The following is a 17,969-nucleotide window of genomic DNA, read 5'->3' on the forward strand; positions in this document are numbered from 1 at the left end:
GAAAGGGGAGTGGATTCCATGGCTACCAACTCGAAAAGTCCCCGTAATAGAACATCAGCGCAAAATACGTATGGACTGAGCCGTATGCTCAGTATCGTGGCATGGATTGCCTGTGCTGCCGGTATCCTGCTGATTGTATTCAATCTTCAACCATTTAACGACAATAACTTGGGATTGATGATGGGAGTAGGCTGTTTGGCGGCTTTTGCGATCATTTATTCGCTTGGTAAATGGCTTGGATCGATGCAGGCTCGCAGCGATGAGGGCAAAGAAGGCATTAAAGATGATTAATAGTTATACGTTGTTAACAGATGTATAGTATGCAACAAACAACATGAATACGGCCCTTTTAAGATTTATTCTTAAAGGGGCTTTTTGTTGAAATAAAAATATGTTAATCTTGAAATAATGTGAAATCATTCACTTTTGGTTACTAATAAATTGACAGATTTGTTAACAAGCCAAAAAAAACTGAAATTTACACCTTCTATGGATACGCAAAAAGCACACTTAGTGTTACCATAGGAATGTGTGGTTTCAATATTATGAACGTCATGAGCGTTAAGTGAGAAAGGGGATCAAGATGAACAAAAAACCAGGTTCGCGCCTTATGTTATGGGTTCTTCTGGTTGTAACTGTTCTGTCGCTGGCCCTGACGGTGTGGGCGTTAGCTACTGGCTCCAGTAACTACGCTGTTCTCAATCCGAAAGGCCCTATTGCAGAAGGACAACGGGATATCATTATCATTTCTACGATTCTGACCGCGATTGTCATCGTACCAACTACCATACTGACATTTGTCATTGTATGGAGATATCGTGACAAGCCGGGCAGAAAGGCGAAATACGATCCGGATTTCAGCCATAGCACATTGCTTGAATCCATTTGGTGGGGCATTCCGATTGTCGTAATCGCCATTATTGGTATCGTAACGGTACGTTATACGTACGCGCTCGAACCTTCCGTGGCTATTCAGTCACAAAAGCAACCCGTAACCATCCAGGCAGTATCGATGGACTGGAAATGGGCGTTCTTCTATCCTGAAGAGGGAATCGCGTCTGTGAACACATTGACCATTCCTGAAGATACGCCAATCCGTTTTGAATTGACTTCCGATGCTCCGATGAACTCCTTCTGGATTCCGCAGCTGGGTGGTCAGATTTATACAATGTCTGGTATGGCGATGACCTTGTATTTGCAGGCAGACCATACAGGCACGTATTTCGGTTCCGGTGCAAACTTTAGTGGTGAGCACTTTGGCGACATGAGATTTGACGTAAATGCAGTGAGCGATGCGGACTATCAGGCATGGGTGAACAAAGTGAAAACTGAGTCTCAGCCAATGACTATGGATACGTACCAATCGCTGTCGACTCCAGGTACAGCTGAAAAGCAATTCTTCTCGGCGTTCCCGGACAATTTGTTCCAACAACTGGTGGGCAAATATCTGCCAGGCGGTATTGCTGATACTGATCGTGCATCCCATACGACTCCTCAGACTCAAACCGGTGAAGGTGAGAGCAATGAAGGTCAAAGCGACATGGGTACAGACAGTGAATCCAATCAACAGCATGATGGATTGGGTACGGATTCCAAGTAATCCTCTGTCGGTTGAATGATGTTCTGGCATTGATACAATGCTGCATTATACTGTTGTCTGCCTGACACGGTATAGATAAAGACAGTGAAAGGAGCTCCACGATGCTCGAAAATATTAAACAGTTTGCATCCGAGTTTTTCGTCACCGGTGATCCGCTGATTTACGGTGCAGACGTATCCATTGCATTGGTATCGATTGCCATCGTTGCTGGATTGACCTATTTCAAAAAGTGGAAATGGCTCTGGCGTAACTGGTTGACTACCGTTGACCACAAAAAGATCGGTATCATGTATATCCTGGCTGCCATCATCATGATGTTCCGCGGTGGCGTTGATGCCCTGATGATGCGTACGCAGCTAGCGATTCCAAACTTTGAGTTTTTGCATCCTGAGCATTATAACCAAGTCTTCACTACGCACGGCGTAGTTATGATCTTATTTATGGCGATGCCGTTTATGTTCGGTTTGTTCAACGTTGTCGTTCCGCTACAGATTGGCGCGCGCGACGTTGCGTTCCCGTATTTGAACTCCCTGAGCTTCTGGCTGTTCTTCCTCGGTGCGATGCTGTTTAACCTTTCCTTCGTTATCGGCGGTTCGCCGGACGCAGGTTGGCTCAGTTATCCACCATTGTCGGAGATGCAGTTTAACCCGGGTCCGGGTCAGAACTTCTACATCTGGGGTATTCAGATCTCTGGTATTGGTTCCCTGGCAACAGGTATCAACTTCCTCGTTACCATCATCAAAATGCGTGCACCAGGCATGACAATGATGAAAATGCCAATGTTCACTTGGTCGGTATTCGCAACATGCGTAATCATCATCTTCGCATTCCCGATTCTGACTGTTACACTGGCACTGCTGTTCCTCGACCGGTTTGGGGGCGGCCACTTCTTCACCCTTGACGGTGGGGGTAACCCGATGATGTATATCAACTTGATATGGATGTGGGGTCACCCTGAGGTATATATCGTTATCTTGCCGGCGTTCGGTATCTTCTCCGAAGTCGTCAGCGTGTTCTCACGCAAAAAGCTGTTCGGTTACACTTCCATGGTCTTTGCGATGATGATCATCGCGTTTGTATCGTTCTTTACTTGGGCGCATCACTTCTTCACGATGGGTTCCGGTGCAGACGTCAACGCCTTCTTCGCTTTGTCCACGATGTTGATCGCAATCCCGACAGGGGTTAAAATATTCAACTGGTTGTTCACAATGTACCGCGGACGTATCCGCTTCGATCTGCCCATGCTTTGGACGGTCGCGTTTATCCCGGCATTTATCGTCGGTGGTATGACAGGGGTACTGCTCTCGGTTGCACCTGCTGACTTCCAGTATCACAACAGTTACTTCCTAATCGCCCACTTCCACCAAGTTCTGATCGGTGGCGTCGTGTTCGGTTACTTTGCCGGCATGTACTACTGGTGGCCAAAAATGTTCGGCTTCAAGCTGAACGAAACGCTGGGCAGATGGTCCTTCTGGTTCTGGAACATCGGTTTCTACGTATGTTTCATGCCGCAGTACCTGCTCGGTCTGATGGGTATGACTCGTCGTGTAAGTACATTTGATTGGGATACCGGCTGGGGCCCGCTGAACGTCGTATCGACGGTTGGTGCGTACCTGATGGGTATTGCCTTCATCTTGCAGGCTGTACAGATCGCTTATAGCTTTGTACACCGCGAAAGAGATGTTACTGGCGACATGTGGGATGCTCACACACTGGAATGGACGATTCCTTCTCCAGCTCCAGAATACAACTTTGCCATTACTCCGGTAGTGGATAGCAGAGATCCACTGTGGATCGAGAAGCAGCGTCGTGCTGCTGGTAAGCTTCCTGCGAAGGATGCGAAACCAAAATACGAACCAATTCATATGCCTAGTAATTCGGGTATCCCGATTATCTTTTCTACGTGCTTCTTTATCGCAGGTTTCGGTTTTACATTCCACTGGGTATGGATGGCCGTAATCGGTCTTGCGGGCGTGTTGGCTTGTCTGGCTGCACGTTCCATGAATGATGATGAGGGCTTCTACATTCCAGCAGAAGAAGTAGAAAAAACTGAGGCTTCATTAAGGGGGACACTTTAATGGCACAAGCCGCAACACACGGTCATGATCATCATCATGACCATGGACATCACGATCCACAGGAATTGAAGCTGCTTGGCTTCTGGATCTTCCTGATCACGGACGTTGTTTTGTTCGGTACGCTGTTTGCTACGTATGTGGTCTTGCACCACAATACGGCAGGCGGACCGAGCGCGTCCGAGATTTTCGAAATGCCGGGCGTTATCGCTGAAACCTTTATCCTCCTGACATCCAGCTTTACAAGTGGTCTTGCTGTACTGGCAATGAACCAAGGGAAAGTAAAGCAACTGATTTCCTGGTTAGCAGTAACATGGGTACTGGGTGCAGCGTTTATTTTCCTGGAAGTTGACGAGTTTATCAAAATGGTACACGAAGGCTTCAACTTCGGTACAAGTGCATTCGCGACCTCGTTCTTCACGCTGGTTGGTACGCACGGACTTCACGTATCGATGGGTCTGGGCTGGATGTTGCTTATTATGATTCAACTGGGACGCAAAGGCATTACCGATGTAACACGCGGTAAAGTCAACGTACTCAGCTTGTACTGGCACTTTTTGGACGCCGTCTGGATTTTCCTGTTGTCGGTCGTTTATCTGATGGGGGTGATGTAACATGGCGGATCATTCCAACCATACACACGGACACGATGAAGCACATGCTCACGGTTCGTTGAAGTCTTACATCATCGGTTTTATCCTGTCGATCATTCTGACCATCATTCCACTGGTCGTCGTCCTCAATCATATGCTGGACAGATTCCCTACGGTTCTGGTGATCATGATCACTGCCGTATTGCAGTTCGTTGTTCAGTTGTTCTTCTTCATGCACGTGCGTGAACGTCAGGGCAACCAACCTCGCTGGAACGTGATGGCTCTGATCTTCGGTCTGGCAATCGTACTCGTTGTCGTATCCGGTTCGATCTGGATCATGACATACAACGGCGTAGGTTACTAAGTGTTATCGTAATAACAACAGGCTGCTTGCCTGTACTGAAGCTCTCCCGGGTAACCGGGGGAGCTTTTTTGTATACATTGGATGAAATAGACGAAAAATATGATCAGCTTCTACATCATTCTGCTTCGTACGGGTAGAATTTGTTATCAATGAACAAGAGTGCAAATGAACGAACAGAAGTGAATAGGATATATGAGAATCAGAGGATCTATACACTAGCACATCCATTTCATCAGGCGTATTCAAGATATAAAAGGAAATGTAACGCAAGGACGGCTTGTATGAGGCATTGCAATGGTTGGGAAATCTTTTGAATTTCTGAAATAGATGAGTAGTAAGTTACCCGGGAAATAATTGAATACGAACTGGTATTATCAACAGCTGCTGGATACTCTATACCGCGCACAGCATCATAAGGAAGCATAAGCAACTGCCCGTAAAATCCATTTGCAGCAAAACCGGTAAGAAATCCAAAAAGCCTGCACAATGAGATGTGCAGGCTTTTGCAGGTTATCATCGATGATTCATTTTACAAGTACGTAATGATAATTTAACAATACATCGTTGCTTCACATACGATACGTCATTACTTCACAGCTACACGGGAGCGGTTATACAGCTCTTCCAGATACTTCTGAATCTCGCCGCGCAGTTCCGGGCGATTCAGGGCGAACTCGATGGTCGATTTTACATAACCAAGTGGATCACCGATGTCATAACGGTTACCCTGAATTTCTAGTGCAGCCAGATGTGGCAGGCGGGAGATGGCATCGGTTAGTTGGATTTCGCCGCCTTTACCCGGTGGTGTGTCTTCGAGAATGTCGAAGATTTCCGGTGGCAGGATATAACGTCCGATGACCGCCAGATCAGAAGGGGCATCTGCCACATCTGGTTTTTCGACGATCCCGCTTAGTGGGATAATGGAATGTGGCGTATTCGGGAGTGCAGACGGCGCGACGATTCCGTATTTGTTCGTTTCTTCATACGGTACATGCTGTACGCCGACGATAGCAGTAGACGGATAGACTGTCTGGTTAATCAGCTGTTTCAGACCTGGCTCTTCATTAACGATCAGGTCATCACCGAGCAGAACAGCGAATGGTTCGTTGCCGACGAATTGCTTGGCGCACAGGATCGCATGACCGAGACCGAGCGGCTTTTTCTGACGAATATAATGAATGTCCGCCATCTCGGAAATATAGTTCACTTGCTCCAGCAGAGCGGTTTTGTTTTTGGTAGCTAGTTCGAGTTCCAATTCAACGGAATGGTCAAAATGGTCTTCGATCGAACGCTTGCCACGACCGGTTACGATCAGGATAGACTCGATGCCACTGGCAACCGCTTCTTCAATGATGTATTGAATCGCCGGTTTGTCGACGATCGGAAGCATTTCCTTAGGTTGGGCTTTGGTAGCTGGCAGCAAACGTGTACCAAGACCGGCTGCCGGAATAATCGCTTTACGTACTTTCATGGGAATGCCTCCTTAGATGATGGTAGCTTAGGTATATTTGAATCGAAATATCCATTGATATAGAGAGCAAGAGATATAGTTTGCTTAACGAAGGATGGAAAGGAAACCTTGCGCATTGGCAATAGAAAACAGGCATATATGGATCTTCTAACGTATGAATTGTCTTGGGATCATAACGTATAGAGTTTGGAATCCTAGAGACAAAACAGTCTGTTCGTTATATAACCAATATCTTATCCGCGGAATACCCATAACTTGCTGAATCCGAAGTTGATGCCTAGACCGAGAATCGTCACAGCGATCTTCGCCATCCAGACTGGAATGGTGACAGGTACAAGGCTGATTGCGATACTGGTAATGACCGCAACACAGATATTGACGACGAGAAAACGGATCAGTTCGCCTACATCCCAACCTTTGTCGCGGGCAAATGTCCATTTGCGATTCCAGTAGTAGCTGTTAGCAGTTCCGGCGCTATAGCCGAGAATTTGAGCTGCTGCAACCCCAGTTAGGTTTTGCAGCAGCATGAATACGATAAAGTCGATAACGGTATTGGAGACGCCGACAGCGGCAAAGCGTACTGCCTGATTAGAAAAGAGCTTAGAAACCAACATAGCGTTGCTCTTGGTTCATTTGACGTTGGTCGTTAACAGCGCGTTGCTCGGTAACGATGTGTTGATCATGCAGCGGTTGTTGCTGTTGTTGCACAAAGTTGCGTTTTTCCTGTACGAGGTAGAGCGGACGACCTTTGACTTCATCATAGATGCGACCGACATATTCACCCAATACGCCGAGAATAACAAGCATAATCCCATTGAGGAACAGAATGCAGGCGATGATGGATGCCCAGCCCGGTGTAGTTGAGAAGTTCATTAACTTCTGACCGACAACGAACAGCAGGAAGATAAAACTGAACAGGGAAACGAAGCTACCCAGTACGCTAGCGAGACGCAGCGGTTTGAGTGAGAAAGCGATCAGGGCGTCGGATGCGAAGCGCAGCATCTTTTTGAGTGGATACTTGGTTTCACCGGCAAAGCGTTCTTCACGCACATAAGCGATTGATGTTTGACGGAAACCGACCCAGCTGACCAGTCCACGTACGAAGCGGTTGCTTTCTTTCAGGCTTTTCATCGCTTCGCATACTTTGCGGTCGATCAGGCGGAAGTCGCCTGTGTCGAGTGGAATGTCGATATCGCTCAGTTTGTTCAGCGTGCGATAGAAGAGGGCAGCTGACCATTTTTTGAAGCCTGTTTCGCCTTTTCGTTCCGCGCGAGTGGCATAGACAACGTCATAGCCTTCTTTCCATTTCTCAATCATTTGCAAAATCAATTCGGGTGGGTCTTGCAAGTCGGCGTCGATGACGACGATTGCTTCACCGGATGCACTGTCCATACCGGCAGTGATTGCAATCTGGTGACCGAAGTTACGGGAAAAGTCGATCATTTTGACCGATGAATCGGTATTGCACAATTGAGTGATCATAGCAGCCGTTTGGTCACGGCTGCCGTCATTTACAAAAATCAGTTCATACGTTTCTCCAGTTTGCTGCATCACTTCCGTCAGACGGCGGTAGCACTCCAGTACAACTTCTTCTTCATTGTAAACTGGAACGATAATGGAATATTTCATCGGTAGTCCTCCTTTGGATGTTCAAGAGCTTGAGGTAACATGCTGCGGAATATTCATTCCGCCGTCAGTTGATACAGTGTCATTTGCGAGCCGCCCATACCGCCGCCACGACCGGAGCCGCCGGCAGAACCACGACCGGAATCAGTGCTGCTACTCGCTTGTGTTATTGTCGAAGTGTCATTGTTACTCGTTGTATTGGTAACGGTTGTACTTGCCGATGTATCGGCGCTTGTCGAAGTGGTTGTGGCAGATGCGGTAGAGCCGGATTTCCATTCCGATTCGGAAATTTCGGTTCCGTGTTCTTGCACCCATTGCGTCAGCTCGGAGCTGCCGCTGCCCATACCGCCACCAAGCAGTACGTACCGGAGTTGTCCACTGTTTACGAGTTGTTCCAGTTGATCGACTGTTAATGCACTATCAGAGCCTTTGAAACCGCCCCATGCAATGACAGCGTCACTCGTTTGCAGAATGATCGGTGTTGCAGTTTGCGAAGCCGTTGTTGCGACGAGATATTTGGCATCGCCTTGATTGGCTTCCAGATAAGCGATCAGATCGGCATCTACGTCAGAACTGTTATTGTTGCCGCTACGAGAGTCGGCAAGTTCCGGTCCAGCATACGGTTGAACCGAGTTGCCGCCATAGAGTGCTGGAGTCAGTGACCAGTAAGCTGGAGCTGCCAGCAATGCTACCAGTGTCAGCGCCAGAGCGCCACGTTTCAGTGCATCGCGTTTTAACAGCAGTAGGATCAGGGCAACGATACCGAGGGCAAATGCCGCAATAGCTAGCACGGTCATACCTTGTCCCCATGTAATATAGATACCCGTTCCAAGTGCAACTGCCATAAAGGCGATTGTCCACCAGCGTCGTCCTGCTTTCCAGAGCTGAACGATACCTGCACCAGTCAGAGCGGCAATCGCAGGAGCCATCATCACAAAGTAGTAACGGTGAATGTGACCAGCGATGCTGAAGAATACGATCATCGGCAGCAGCCATGCGAACCAGAATAGTACGATGTTGCGTTGTTCTCTGCGTTGCAGCCAGAGCATGAGAGCGCTCAGCAGTGCAGCTGGCAGGAACCAGGCGATTTGACCAGCATTGCTGTCATCCAGCAAGCGGAGAATACCGGCGTCACCAGCGTCATTACTGCCTCCGCCACCACTCATGCCACCGCCGCCAGAGCCACCGCCCGGACCGCCACCCGATCCGCCAGAGCCACCGCCCGGACCGCCACCCGATCCGCCGGGACCACCGGAACCTATACCGCCTGAAGGAGCGCCATTGGTCTGGGCTACGCTAGTATCCGCTGTTGTAGATGATGCAGTGGATATCGTGCTGGACTTGTCAGATGATGTATCTGAGCTGGTTGTGACTGCCGCAGTACTGGTTGTCGATGTACTGTCTGTAGTCGTTGCAGCTTGATCTGTCGAAGTGTTAGCAGTTGTTGCTGTTGTCTGTGTGCTATCGGTTATGGATGAGGCACTTGAATTACTCATACCCGGAGGTTGTCCGCCTCCGCCACCACTTCCACTACCACTACCGCCGCCAGAATCGCCAGTCAGACGGCTAATGCCGTTATAGCCAAGCGCCAGTTCCAGTACGGAGTTGCTTGTACCGCTACTGCCTACATATGGTCGTTCGCTAGCAGGTGTCAGGTCGACGATTGTTGCCCAGGACAGCGACACGGCAGCAAGTACGACACCGGAGATTAGCAGGTGCATAATCTTTTGTTTCCATTGTCCTTTACGAGCGAGCCAGTAGAATAGATAGAACGCGGGTAGTACCATAAACGCTTGCAGCATCTTGGTATTGAATCCGACACCGACCAGTGCAAAAGCGATGCACAAGGTGAGCAGTTTACCAGTTTTGACACTGCGTTGCAGCACGTAAGCTGCCAGCATCAGGAAGAAGACGAGTGTGCTGTCCGCATTGTTCGTGCGGCTGACTGCGACCGCAATCGGTGTCAGTGCGAGAATCAATGCGGAGATGCGAGCTGTTGCTAGTCCAAAATGCGGCTTGATGATCAGGTAGAGCAGGATGACCGAGCCAGCCAGTCCAAGTGCGGATGGAAGAGCCAGGCTCCAGCTATGAATGCCGAAGATTTTGGCGCTGATTGTTTGCAGCCAGAATGCGACAGGCGGTTTGTCGATGGTGATGAATCCGCCGGGATCATACGAGTTAAAGAAGAAGTTGTGCCAGCTCTGCATCATGCTCGTAACCGCTGCTGCGTAGTAGGTGTTCAGATCACCGGATTGACTGATATTGTACAGCGATAATCCCGCAGCGACCAGAGCTAGAATAGCAAGGATCGGGTCGATCCTTCGTAGAAATGAGCCTTTCATATTGTTGCCTCCTCATGCATGAATATGGGGTCCAGCTCCGTGACATGATGATGAGGAGCAGTTGTCATATGTTTTTGATGTACAAAATATAACAATGCAATATGAACAAGAAATGAACGCTACCTTAAACGATGCTGAATATTATTTTAAATATACATAAAAAAGGTGCGAACCCCCATTATGAAAGGGTTTCCGCACCTTTTATTACAGCACATATATGGAAAAGTAATAACCAACTATAACACATAAGTTACATATAAATATTGCATATTTATCATCGAAAAATCATATCCATTCATAGATAAATCCTGATGTTGGGATGAAAAAGCCAGTATATTGTACAAATGATCGGTGGTGCATGTTTATTCTGACGGGCGTTGTTTCTCAGGCTCTGGTAACGGAATCGGGCGCGGCAGATACACAGTCATCGTCGTTCCTTCACCAACTGTACTTGTCGCTTCGATCCGACCGCCGTGCAGCATCAGAATTTTTTGCACAATCGATAAGCCAAGACCATTGCCGCCGACTGCTGAATTGCGAGATGTATCCGCTTTGTAAAAGCGTTCAAAAATATGCTCCACATGTTCAGCGTCGATACCGCAACCCGTATCTTGCACGCTCGTCTTGATCCACTGTTCATCCTGAGTCAAGGTGATGTAGATATTGCCCTTTTCCGGGGTGAACTTGATCGCATTGGACAGCAGATTGATCCATACTTGGCTGAGCAGATCCTCATCCCCATCGAACAGGATTTTATCCAGATCGGCGGATACTTCAATCTGCTTCGCCGTCCACATTGGTACGCAGGAGACGACTGCCATGCGCACCTGCTCATCCAGTCGGAAGTGCGACAGATTCAGCTTGACCACATCGAGAGAAGCAAGCTTGAGCAGATTGCTACTGAGCTTGGATAGTCGTTCGCTCTCTTGCTCGATGATCTTCAGGTGCTTCATTTGCTCGGTGCTTGCCGTATCCTTGAGCGCGACCGCGAAGCCGCGAATGGAAGTGAGCGGCGTCTGAATTTCATGCGAGACGTTGGAGACGAACTCCTGCCGCATCGCTTCGATTTTGGATAACTGACTGGTCATCTGGTTAAAATTATTGCCTAGCTCGCCAATCTCATCTTTGCGCTTCAGATTGACACGGACGTTGTAATCGCCCTTCGCGACTTGCCGCGTCGCTTCGGACAGCTTCGTAATCGGTCGTGCAATCAGGCGTGCAGCGAACAGGAACAGTAACACACCCGTCGTCAGCATGACTGACAGCGCAAGAATCATCCATTTGTTCAGCTGATTGCTGAATTGATTCGGACGAATGAAGAGGGCATAATGTACCCCATTGCGTTCAAACGGTACACCTACATAGCGCGGTTCCGGGTCTTGCTTGCCAAATCCGAAATGGAAGTTCATTCCCGGAATGCCGGGCGTACTTTCCATTTCTTTATTTTCTGGATGGTAAATACCGCCATCCAGCACGAGCTGCTTCACATCATCTGGAATCGTCCAAGCCTGTTCCTGATTGGGCGGTGGCGGCGTCTCGCCGTTGTTGGCACCGGACGGCGGAGGCATGTCACCGGGAGTGTTCGTAGCGCCGTTAGCATTCGGAGCAGATGGAGAGGGCGAGCTTTCATTTCCAGTTGACGATGCGTTGCCATCCGTGTTGGACGTGCCTGAACTAGAATCTTCCGTCGATGTGGATGACGATCCAGTAGAAACGTCATTCGTAGTTGACGAACTACTCGTTGACGGGTCAGAGCTAAATGGACTCGGAGGAGGTGCCAGACCGAGAGGACCGCCCGGACCGTTACCGCTCGAACGATATTCCGTGCCGTCCTCGCTAATTACCATAATCTGCGTTTGCCCTGCCTGACTATCCAGATACTTCTGCATTAACTTTTCGGGAATCTCTGCCTGCATTGCCGCGATGGCTTCCGCATTACTGAGAATACCGTCTTGCATATATTTGGATTGTTGCCGCTGAATCACCCAATCCGACATAAGTAGCGTAATGACAAAGCTGGCGACGATGACGAGAATAAACGTAATCACCAGCTGGCTGTATATATTTTTCAATCTGCTTTCACCTCAATCCGGTAGCCGATGCCGCGGATCGTCTGAATCGTAAATCCATTTTGTTCGGAAAAGCGGTCGCGCAGACGCTTGATATGCACATCGACGGTACGCTCGTCGCCATCGTAATCATGTCCCCAGATCTTCTCGATCAGCTGATCGCGGGTAAAGATCTGACCGGGGAAGCCAGCTAGCGTATAAATGAGTTCAAATTCCTTCGCCGGAAGCGGCTGTAATGAACCGTCTACATCGGCTTCCTTGGTCGCGGCATCCAATCGCACATTGCCAATCGTCAGCGATTCCCCAGCGAAAATACGATACCGGCGCAGCAGCGCTTTGACACGCATCACCAGTTCTTCCGGTACAAATGGCTTCGCCAGATAATCGTCGGTGCCAAGTCGGAAGCCCTTGATCTTGTCTTCGGCTTCGCCTTTGGCAGTAACGAGCAGAATCGGTACATCGCCATAATAGCGGCGAATGTCCATGCACAGCTGCCAGCCGTCCATATGCGGCATCATGACATCGAGAATAATCAGATCCCATTTGCCATCGCTCAGCATATCGAATGCCTCCTGCCCATCGCGAGCGCGGTGCACGCTATAGCCTTCGCGGGTGAGGTACATATGAATCAATTCCAGAATGGACGCATCGTCGTCAGCGATTAAAATTCTTACCATGGTATTGTTCTCCTTTGGATTGAGTTTTAGGTAGATGTGTGGGCATCAAACGCTCCGGCAAGGGATAAGGGGACAGACTCCGGTGGAGGGATGAGAATCTACATTCAATCCTAATCGGTAGATTCTCATCCCTCCAAAGCAGTAAGATATTTTGCTTCGCAAAAATCACTTTTTATTGAACCATATGTTTGAAATTCGCAAACATTGTAAGTCGTCTTTTCCCCTTATTTCCTTGCCTCCGCTAAGCGATGCTCGCATCACATACACAATAAAATTACTAAGTATCGTTAAAAGTGCAATGAGAAGCATGAATGAACATCTAATTGCGCCAATGTACACGTTCTTCATACGAATATAGCATTCTTTATTTTATCTCGACTATCTTGAATCAAGCTAAAAAACAGGATTCTATTTCCTTCTCAAATCCCCGAAATCAGCAGTGAATAGTAACATGCAATCTGCCAAACTTCGTTCAACACAGACCTGCCTACAATTATCCTACCACAATAATATGTAGAAAATATGAACGAATCAACGTATACTTGTTCACTTTTCAAAATAGATCAAACCATCTTCTTACTTCTCTGAACAGTAAATTTTCATATTCGATAGCAGCACATGTTGATCAAAACAACAGTAATTCCAAGAAATAAACTTCACCAATAATCCCATCATTCACACCAGCCAAATCAGCAGCAACAAACTAAATAAACGTAAAAAAAAGACCACCAATCCAATATCTGAATAACAACAAACTACCAAGCCAACAATAATCCAACCAATAACTACATAACTAATAACGACCAATTCCTCCCGAAATGTAAGACTACCCACGCTTTGCGACCAAGCAAAATACACATCCCATAATGATCACAATCATCACGTATGAACACTACAATAAATATTCACTGCCATCTGCCCACTAAATATCATGCCTATTCATTAAAACAAATCAATAAAAGCTTCCCACAACAGCAAATCCAATAATCAAAACGCCGCAGTCTGCAAAACGTCTTTCAATCTTTCCAATCTACTCTCCACCAAGAGATAAATAATCTTGCGTTGGATGCGGCAAGCACGGAACGGAGGGGAGGAAATAAGGGAAAAGGGCGACTTTGGAGGGGCGGGAATCTACATGTACTCCTAATCCGTAGATTCCCGCGGCTCCACCGGAGTCCCGTTCCCTTATTCCTCCCCGGAGTGAATGCCACCCCATCCACCGAAAAATTATTTCCATCTCCCCCTTCCTTTTAGGTTCAAAATGAACTAATATAAACGTATATGAACATAAAATAAACCTATTCGAAAGGATGATCACCATGGAAAACCGTTATGTATCTCACCCGAATGATGTAAAAACGTTTGACACTGCCCGTTTGCGCGAGGAGTTTCTGATCGAGAATCTGTTCAAGCCGGACGAACTCGTAACCGTTTACAGTCATGTGGATCGCTACATTGTCGGTTCGGCGGTTCCAACATCGAAGGAGATCAAGCTGGAAGTGAACCTCAAGGACATTGGCACCGACTTTTTCTTGGAACGCCGCGAGATTGGGATCATCAATACCGGCGCGCCGGGTACAGTTACGGCTGATGGCGAAACATATGAAATCGGCGCATTTGAATGTCTATACGTATCGCTTGGCACGAAGGAAGTAAGCTTTGCTAGTAACGGCGGGGATGCGGCAAAATTCTATTTTGTCTCCACACCTGCACACAAAGCGTATCCAACGACCAAATCGACTCGTGAAGATGCAACGCCAAGCCATCTGGGCGACATCAAAACATCCAACGAACGCACCATCTACAAATACATCCACGAAGGCGGCATCAAGAGCTGTCAGCTCGTGATGGGGATTACGCAGCTGGAGCCGGGCAATATGTGGAATACGATGCCTTCGCATACGCACAATCGCCGCTCGGAAGTGTATCTGTACTTTAATGTGCCGCAGGATGCAGTCGTATTTCACTTTATGGGCGAGCCGCAGGAAACGAAGCATCTGGTCGTGCGCGACGGTCAGGTTGCTATTTCGCCAAGCTGGTCGATCCACAGCGGTGTTGGTACGAGCAATTATACGTTCTGCTGGGCAATGGCAGGTGAGAACCAAACGTTCGATGATATGGACGCGGTTGCCATGCAGGATTTAAAATAAACCCAAAAACACCATTCCGGTACAGCTTATAAACGATATTGATATCTACATCTTTGCTCATCTGCATAGACTTCTATACATGAAGAGTCTGTACGAGCATGTGCCGGAAAGGACGGGGGTTGGAATGAGCGCAATCAAGCGGCACGAGAAGATTATGGAATTACTGATCGCCAATCAGGAGATTACGGTTGGCGAATTGAGCGATACACTCAGCGTAACAGGCAAGACAATACGTGAGGACCTGGCACGGCTGGAGGAAATGGGGCTGCTGATGCGTGTGCATGGCGGCGCGGTGCTGGCGCAGAACGACCAGTATGGCATCTTGTCTGGTCAAGGCATCAACACCAAGCATATGCCGGAAAAAGGCGAGATCGCCGAGCGCGCCTTATCCTATATCCAGCCAAACGATATTATCGCACTGGATGGCGGCAGCACGACGCTGGAAATCGCCCGCCGTTTGCCTGCCATTCCGTTAACAGTTGTGACGAACGATCTGTTTATTTTGAGTGAATTGGCGCGTAGGGAGCAGGTACGACTCGTTGTACCGGGCGGCGAACGCAATCGCAATATGCTCATTAGCAGTCAGGCGATTGAATACGTGCGCGGGCTGAATATTCACAAGGCGTTTGTTTCATCGACTGCACTGCATTCAGAGTTTGGATTATCTATTTATACAGGCGATCTGGTTCCTTTTAAAAAGGCATTGGTTGCAGCGGCGCAGCATGTATACGGTGTTGTGGATCACCAGAAATTCGGACAGTTTGCACTTTGGACATTTGCATCTTGCTCGGAAATGGATATGGTCATTACCGACAGCGGATTGTCCGACGAACAGGCAGAGCAATTCCGTCAGGCGGGTGTACCGCTTGATGTAGCAAGACGTTAGCATACGGCACCATGCTTTCCATTTTGATACGAAAAGGAGCAATAAGCATGAATTCATTTGATTTGAACGGCAAAGTCGCCCTGGTGACAGGTTCCAGTGGAGGCTTGGGACAGGGAATGGCACTCGGACTAGCGGAAGCGGGCGCGGATGTAGTATGTGTATCGTATTCTGACAGTAACGATACCGTGGAGAAAGTGAAAGCACTCGGACGCGATGCAATCTCCATCGAAGCCGATCTGAGCAAGCATGATCAGCTGGAAAATGTGGTCGGGCAGGCATTGAACTTTAAAGGGCAGATCGATATTCTGGTCAACAATGCGGGCATTATCCGCCGCACACCGGCTGTGGAGCATTCGTGGAAAGATTTTGCCGATGTGATCGACATTAATCTGGAAACCGTCTTCTATTTGTCGCAACTGGTTGGGCGTCATATGATTGAACGAGGCAGTGGCAAAATTGTCAGCGTCGCTTCCATGTTGTCGTATCAGGGAGGCATCAATGTGCCAGGTTACACTGCTAGCAAACACGCGGTTGCTGGTATTACGAAGGCGCTTGCCAACGAATGGGCATCCAAAGGCATTCAGGTGAACGCGATTGCACCGGGCTATATGCTGACTGACAATACAGCACCGATCGTTGCTGATCCCGCGCGCTTTGATGCGATTACCGATCGTATTCCAGCAGCTCGCTGGGGCACAGCGGAAGATATGAAAGGACCGGTTGTCTTCCTGTCTTCGTCCGCTTCGGATTATCTGAACGGTCATGTGCTGTGTGTAGATGGCGGCTGGTTGGCGCGTTAAGCTTCCTTTTTATTGATTGCAACGGATATCCGATGTCCTCACTGTACTGGCTTCGTGGTGAATTGGATATGTTGGGTTTAAACACTTACGCTTACGTCTAGTACTACTGGGAGTGCTATTATGCATCACTGCCAGCATTGTCGTATACGATCCATAGATGCAGTACATCGTTACCATTTCGCGATTGTGTAGTTCCATTTATAGAAACGGGGTGTATTCGATGAGACAATCCGTGCTTTCCCATATTTATGGCAAACAGCCTGCGGCTGATCTGGCGGTACGTGTTGCTGCTGGTGGATTCAAGGGCGTACAACTGGCGCTAGCCAAAGCCATTTCCGATATCGACACTGCCAACGGCAAGCTGAGTCCGGGGCTGGGCAATTATGTAGCTGAGCAATTTGACCGTCAAGGTGTGCGTATTGCGGTGCTCGGCTGTTATATTGATCCGGTGCATCCTGACCGTGATGTGCGGCGTAGTGAGATCAACCGATTTAAGGAGCATCTGCGGTATGCGCGGGATTTTGGTTGCAGTATGGTGGCGACGGAGACGGGTTCTTTTCATACATACCAGCCGACTCATCCAGACAACTATGCGGAGATTGGCTGGCAGACGCTGCGCGAGACAGTGACCGAGCTGGCAGAGGAAGCGGAGAAATGGGGTGTCCATCTGGCGATTGAGCCAGTAGCAACGCATACGCTACATACCGCTGAGCTGATGGAGCAGTTAATTAGCGAAGTGCCTTCCCCAACGGTCGGTATGCTGTTCGATCCGTGCAATATGATGAAAAAGGAATTTGTGGACGATCAGCAGGGCTTTTTGCGCGGCGTATTGGAACGGCTCGCGGAGCGTATCATTCTGATCCATGCGAAGGACATTCATTTTACAGCGGATGGGCAAAAGGAAGAGGTGCTGGCGGGAACAGGCATACTGGATTATCCATACTTCTTCGAGCTGTTGCAGCAGTACAAGCCGCATATCGACATTTCGCTGGAAGGTGTGACCAAGGAGCAACTGCCGCAAGCATCGCTGCATATGCGCCGAATCTGGCAGGAAACCATCAGTCCGCATCATCAGACGAACGGTTAACACATCTGGCAGGAAGCACAGTCAAGTGTTCCAACATCGGTTGTGCTATCCTTTCCTTTATCCAATAACAGGCATCTTCGGATTTGTATCCGGGATGTCTGTTTCTATGTACGTTTCTATGTCTGATTCAGCTTGGTCTTGGTTTGGTATGTGGTAGGATGTTCATTTCGCAGGGTGAAGCAAGGAAGGCGGGGGTAATAATGTGCATCATCTGTTGTGAAAGGGGCTT

15 protein-coding genes are annotated in these 17,969 nt (G+C 48.4%); 9 read left to right on the forward strand and 6 right to left on the reverse strand.

The window, feature by feature from the left end; all coding sequences use genetic code 11:
• Window positions 1-18: 18 nt before the first annotated feature.
• The 5 genes from ACE3MZ_RS03720 (at window position 19) to cyoD (ending at window position 4,632) form a co-directional block, all read left to right on the forward strand.
• Window positions 19-291: a hypothetical protein gene (locus ACE3MZ_RS03720; protein WP_411345166.1), complete on the forward strand. Its 273-nt coding sequence runs from the start codon at window positions 19-21 to the stop codon at window positions 289-291.
• Between the two features lie 292 nt (window positions 292-583).
• Window positions 584-1,600 carry a cytochrome aa3 quinol oxidase subunit II gene (gene qoxA / locus ACE3MZ_RS03725; protein ID WP_411345167.1) on the forward strand — a complete coding sequence of 339 codons (1,017 nt, stop codon included), beginning with the start codon at window positions 584-586 and terminating at the stop codon, window positions 1,598-1,600.
• Between the two features lie 101 nt (window positions 1,601-1,701).
• Window positions 1,702-3,678, forward strand: a complete 1,977-nt coding sequence (locus ACE3MZ_RS03730) for a cbb3-type cytochrome c oxidase subunit I (RefSeq protein ID WP_411345168.1) — start codon at window positions 1,702-1,704, stop codon at window positions 3,676-3,678.
• Window positions 3,678-4,289: a cytochrome o ubiquinol oxidase subunit III gene (gene cyoC / locus ACE3MZ_RS03735; protein ID WP_411345169.1), complete on the forward strand. Its 612-nt coding sequence runs from the start codon at window positions 3,678-3,680 to the stop codon at window positions 4,287-4,289. The genes ACE3MZ_RS03730 and cyoC overlap by 1 nt, the downstream gene beginning before the upstream one ends.
• 1 nt (window position 4,290) lies before the next feature.
• On the forward strand, window positions 4,291-4,632 hold the full coding sequence (gene cyoD / locus ACE3MZ_RS03740) for a cytochrome o ubiquinol oxidase subunit IV (protein WP_411345170.1): 342 nt from the start codon (window positions 4,291-4,293) through the stop codon (window positions 4,630-4,632).
• A 586-nt stretch (window positions 4,633-5,218) separates the two neighbouring features.
• Here the strand turns inward: cyoD and galU are convergent.
• The 6 genes from galU to ACE3MZ_RS03770 form a co-directional block, all read right to left on the reverse strand.
• The gene (gene galU / locus ACE3MZ_RS03745) at window positions 5,219-6,103 is read right to left on the reverse strand and encodes a UTP--glucose-1-phosphate uridylyltransferase GalU (protein WP_411345171.1); all 885 of its coding nucleotides are present in this window, start codon (window positions 6,101-6,103) and stop codon (window positions 5,219-5,221) included.
• A gap of 233 nt (window positions 6,104-6,336) precedes the next feature.
• Complete coding sequence (locus ACE3MZ_RS03750; protein WP_411345172.1) at window positions 6,337-6,717, reverse strand: GtrA family protein; 381 nt, start codon at window positions 6,715-6,717, stop codon at window positions 6,337-6,339.
• Window positions 6,704-7,732 (reverse strand): glycosyltransferase family 2 protein, encoded by a 1,029-nt coding sequence (locus ACE3MZ_RS03755; RefSeq protein ID WP_411345173.1) that lies wholly within the window; start codon window positions 7,730-7,732, stop codon window positions 6,704-6,706. Before ACE3MZ_RS03755 ends, ACE3MZ_RS03750 begins: the two co-directional genes overlap by 14 nt.
• 53 nt (window positions 7,733-7,785) lie before the next feature.
• Window positions 7,786-10,071, reverse strand: coding sequence for a glycosyltransferase family 39 protein (locus ACE3MZ_RS03760; RefSeq protein WP_411345174.1), 2,286 nt, complete (start codon window positions 10,069-10,071; stop codon window positions 7,786-7,788).
• A 362-nt stretch (window positions 10,072-10,433) separates the two neighbouring features.
• Window positions 10,434-12,143 (reverse strand): sensor histidine kinase, encoded by a 1,710-nt coding sequence (locus tag ACE3MZ_RS03765; RefSeq protein WP_411345175.1) that lies wholly within the window; start codon window positions 12,141-12,143, stop codon window positions 10,434-10,436.
• Entirely contained in the window at window positions 12,140-12,817 is a 678-nt protein-coding gene (locus ACE3MZ_RS03770; protein WP_411345176.1) for a response regulator transcription factor, read from the reverse strand. Before ACE3MZ_RS03770 ends, ACE3MZ_RS03765 begins: the two co-directional genes overlap by 4 nt.
• Window positions 12,818-14,136: 1,319 nt before the next feature.
• Between ACE3MZ_RS03770 and kduI the strand changes: the two genes are divergently transcribed.
• The 4 genes from kduI to ACE3MZ_RS03790 all read left to right on the forward strand — a co-directional run bounded on the left by kduI (window position 14,137) and on the right by ACE3MZ_RS03790 (window position 17,740).
• Window positions 14,137-14,967, forward strand: coding sequence for a 5-dehydro-4-deoxy-D-glucuronate isomerase (gene kduI / locus ACE3MZ_RS03775; protein WP_411345177.1), 831 nt, complete (start codon window positions 14,137-14,139; stop codon window positions 14,965-14,967).
• A gap of 124 nt (window positions 14,968-15,091) precedes the next feature.
• Window positions 15,092-15,853, forward strand: coding sequence for a DeoR/GlpR family DNA-binding transcription regulator (locus ACE3MZ_RS03780; RefSeq protein ID WP_411345178.1), 762 nt, complete (start codon window positions 15,092-15,094; stop codon window positions 15,851-15,853).
• Between the two features lie 47 nt (window positions 15,854-15,900).
• A complete protein-coding gene (gene kduD, locus ACE3MZ_RS03785) occupies window positions 15,901-16,653 on the forward strand; it encodes a 2-dehydro-3-deoxy-D-gluconate 5-dehydrogenase KduD (protein ID WP_411345179.1) in 753 nt (250 codons plus the stop codon).
• Window positions 16,654-16,873: 220 nt separating this feature from the next.
• Entirely contained in the window at window positions 16,874-17,740 is an 867-nt protein-coding gene (locus ACE3MZ_RS03790; RefSeq protein ID WP_411345180.1) for a sugar phosphate isomerase/epimerase family protein, read from the forward strand.
• Window positions 17,741-17,969: the final 229 nt, after the last annotated feature.

The sequence above is a fragment of the Paenibacillus sp. WLX1005 genome (assembly GCF_046603685.1).
GTDB lineage: Bacteria > Bacillota > Bacilli > Paenibacillales > Paenibacillaceae > Saccharibacillus.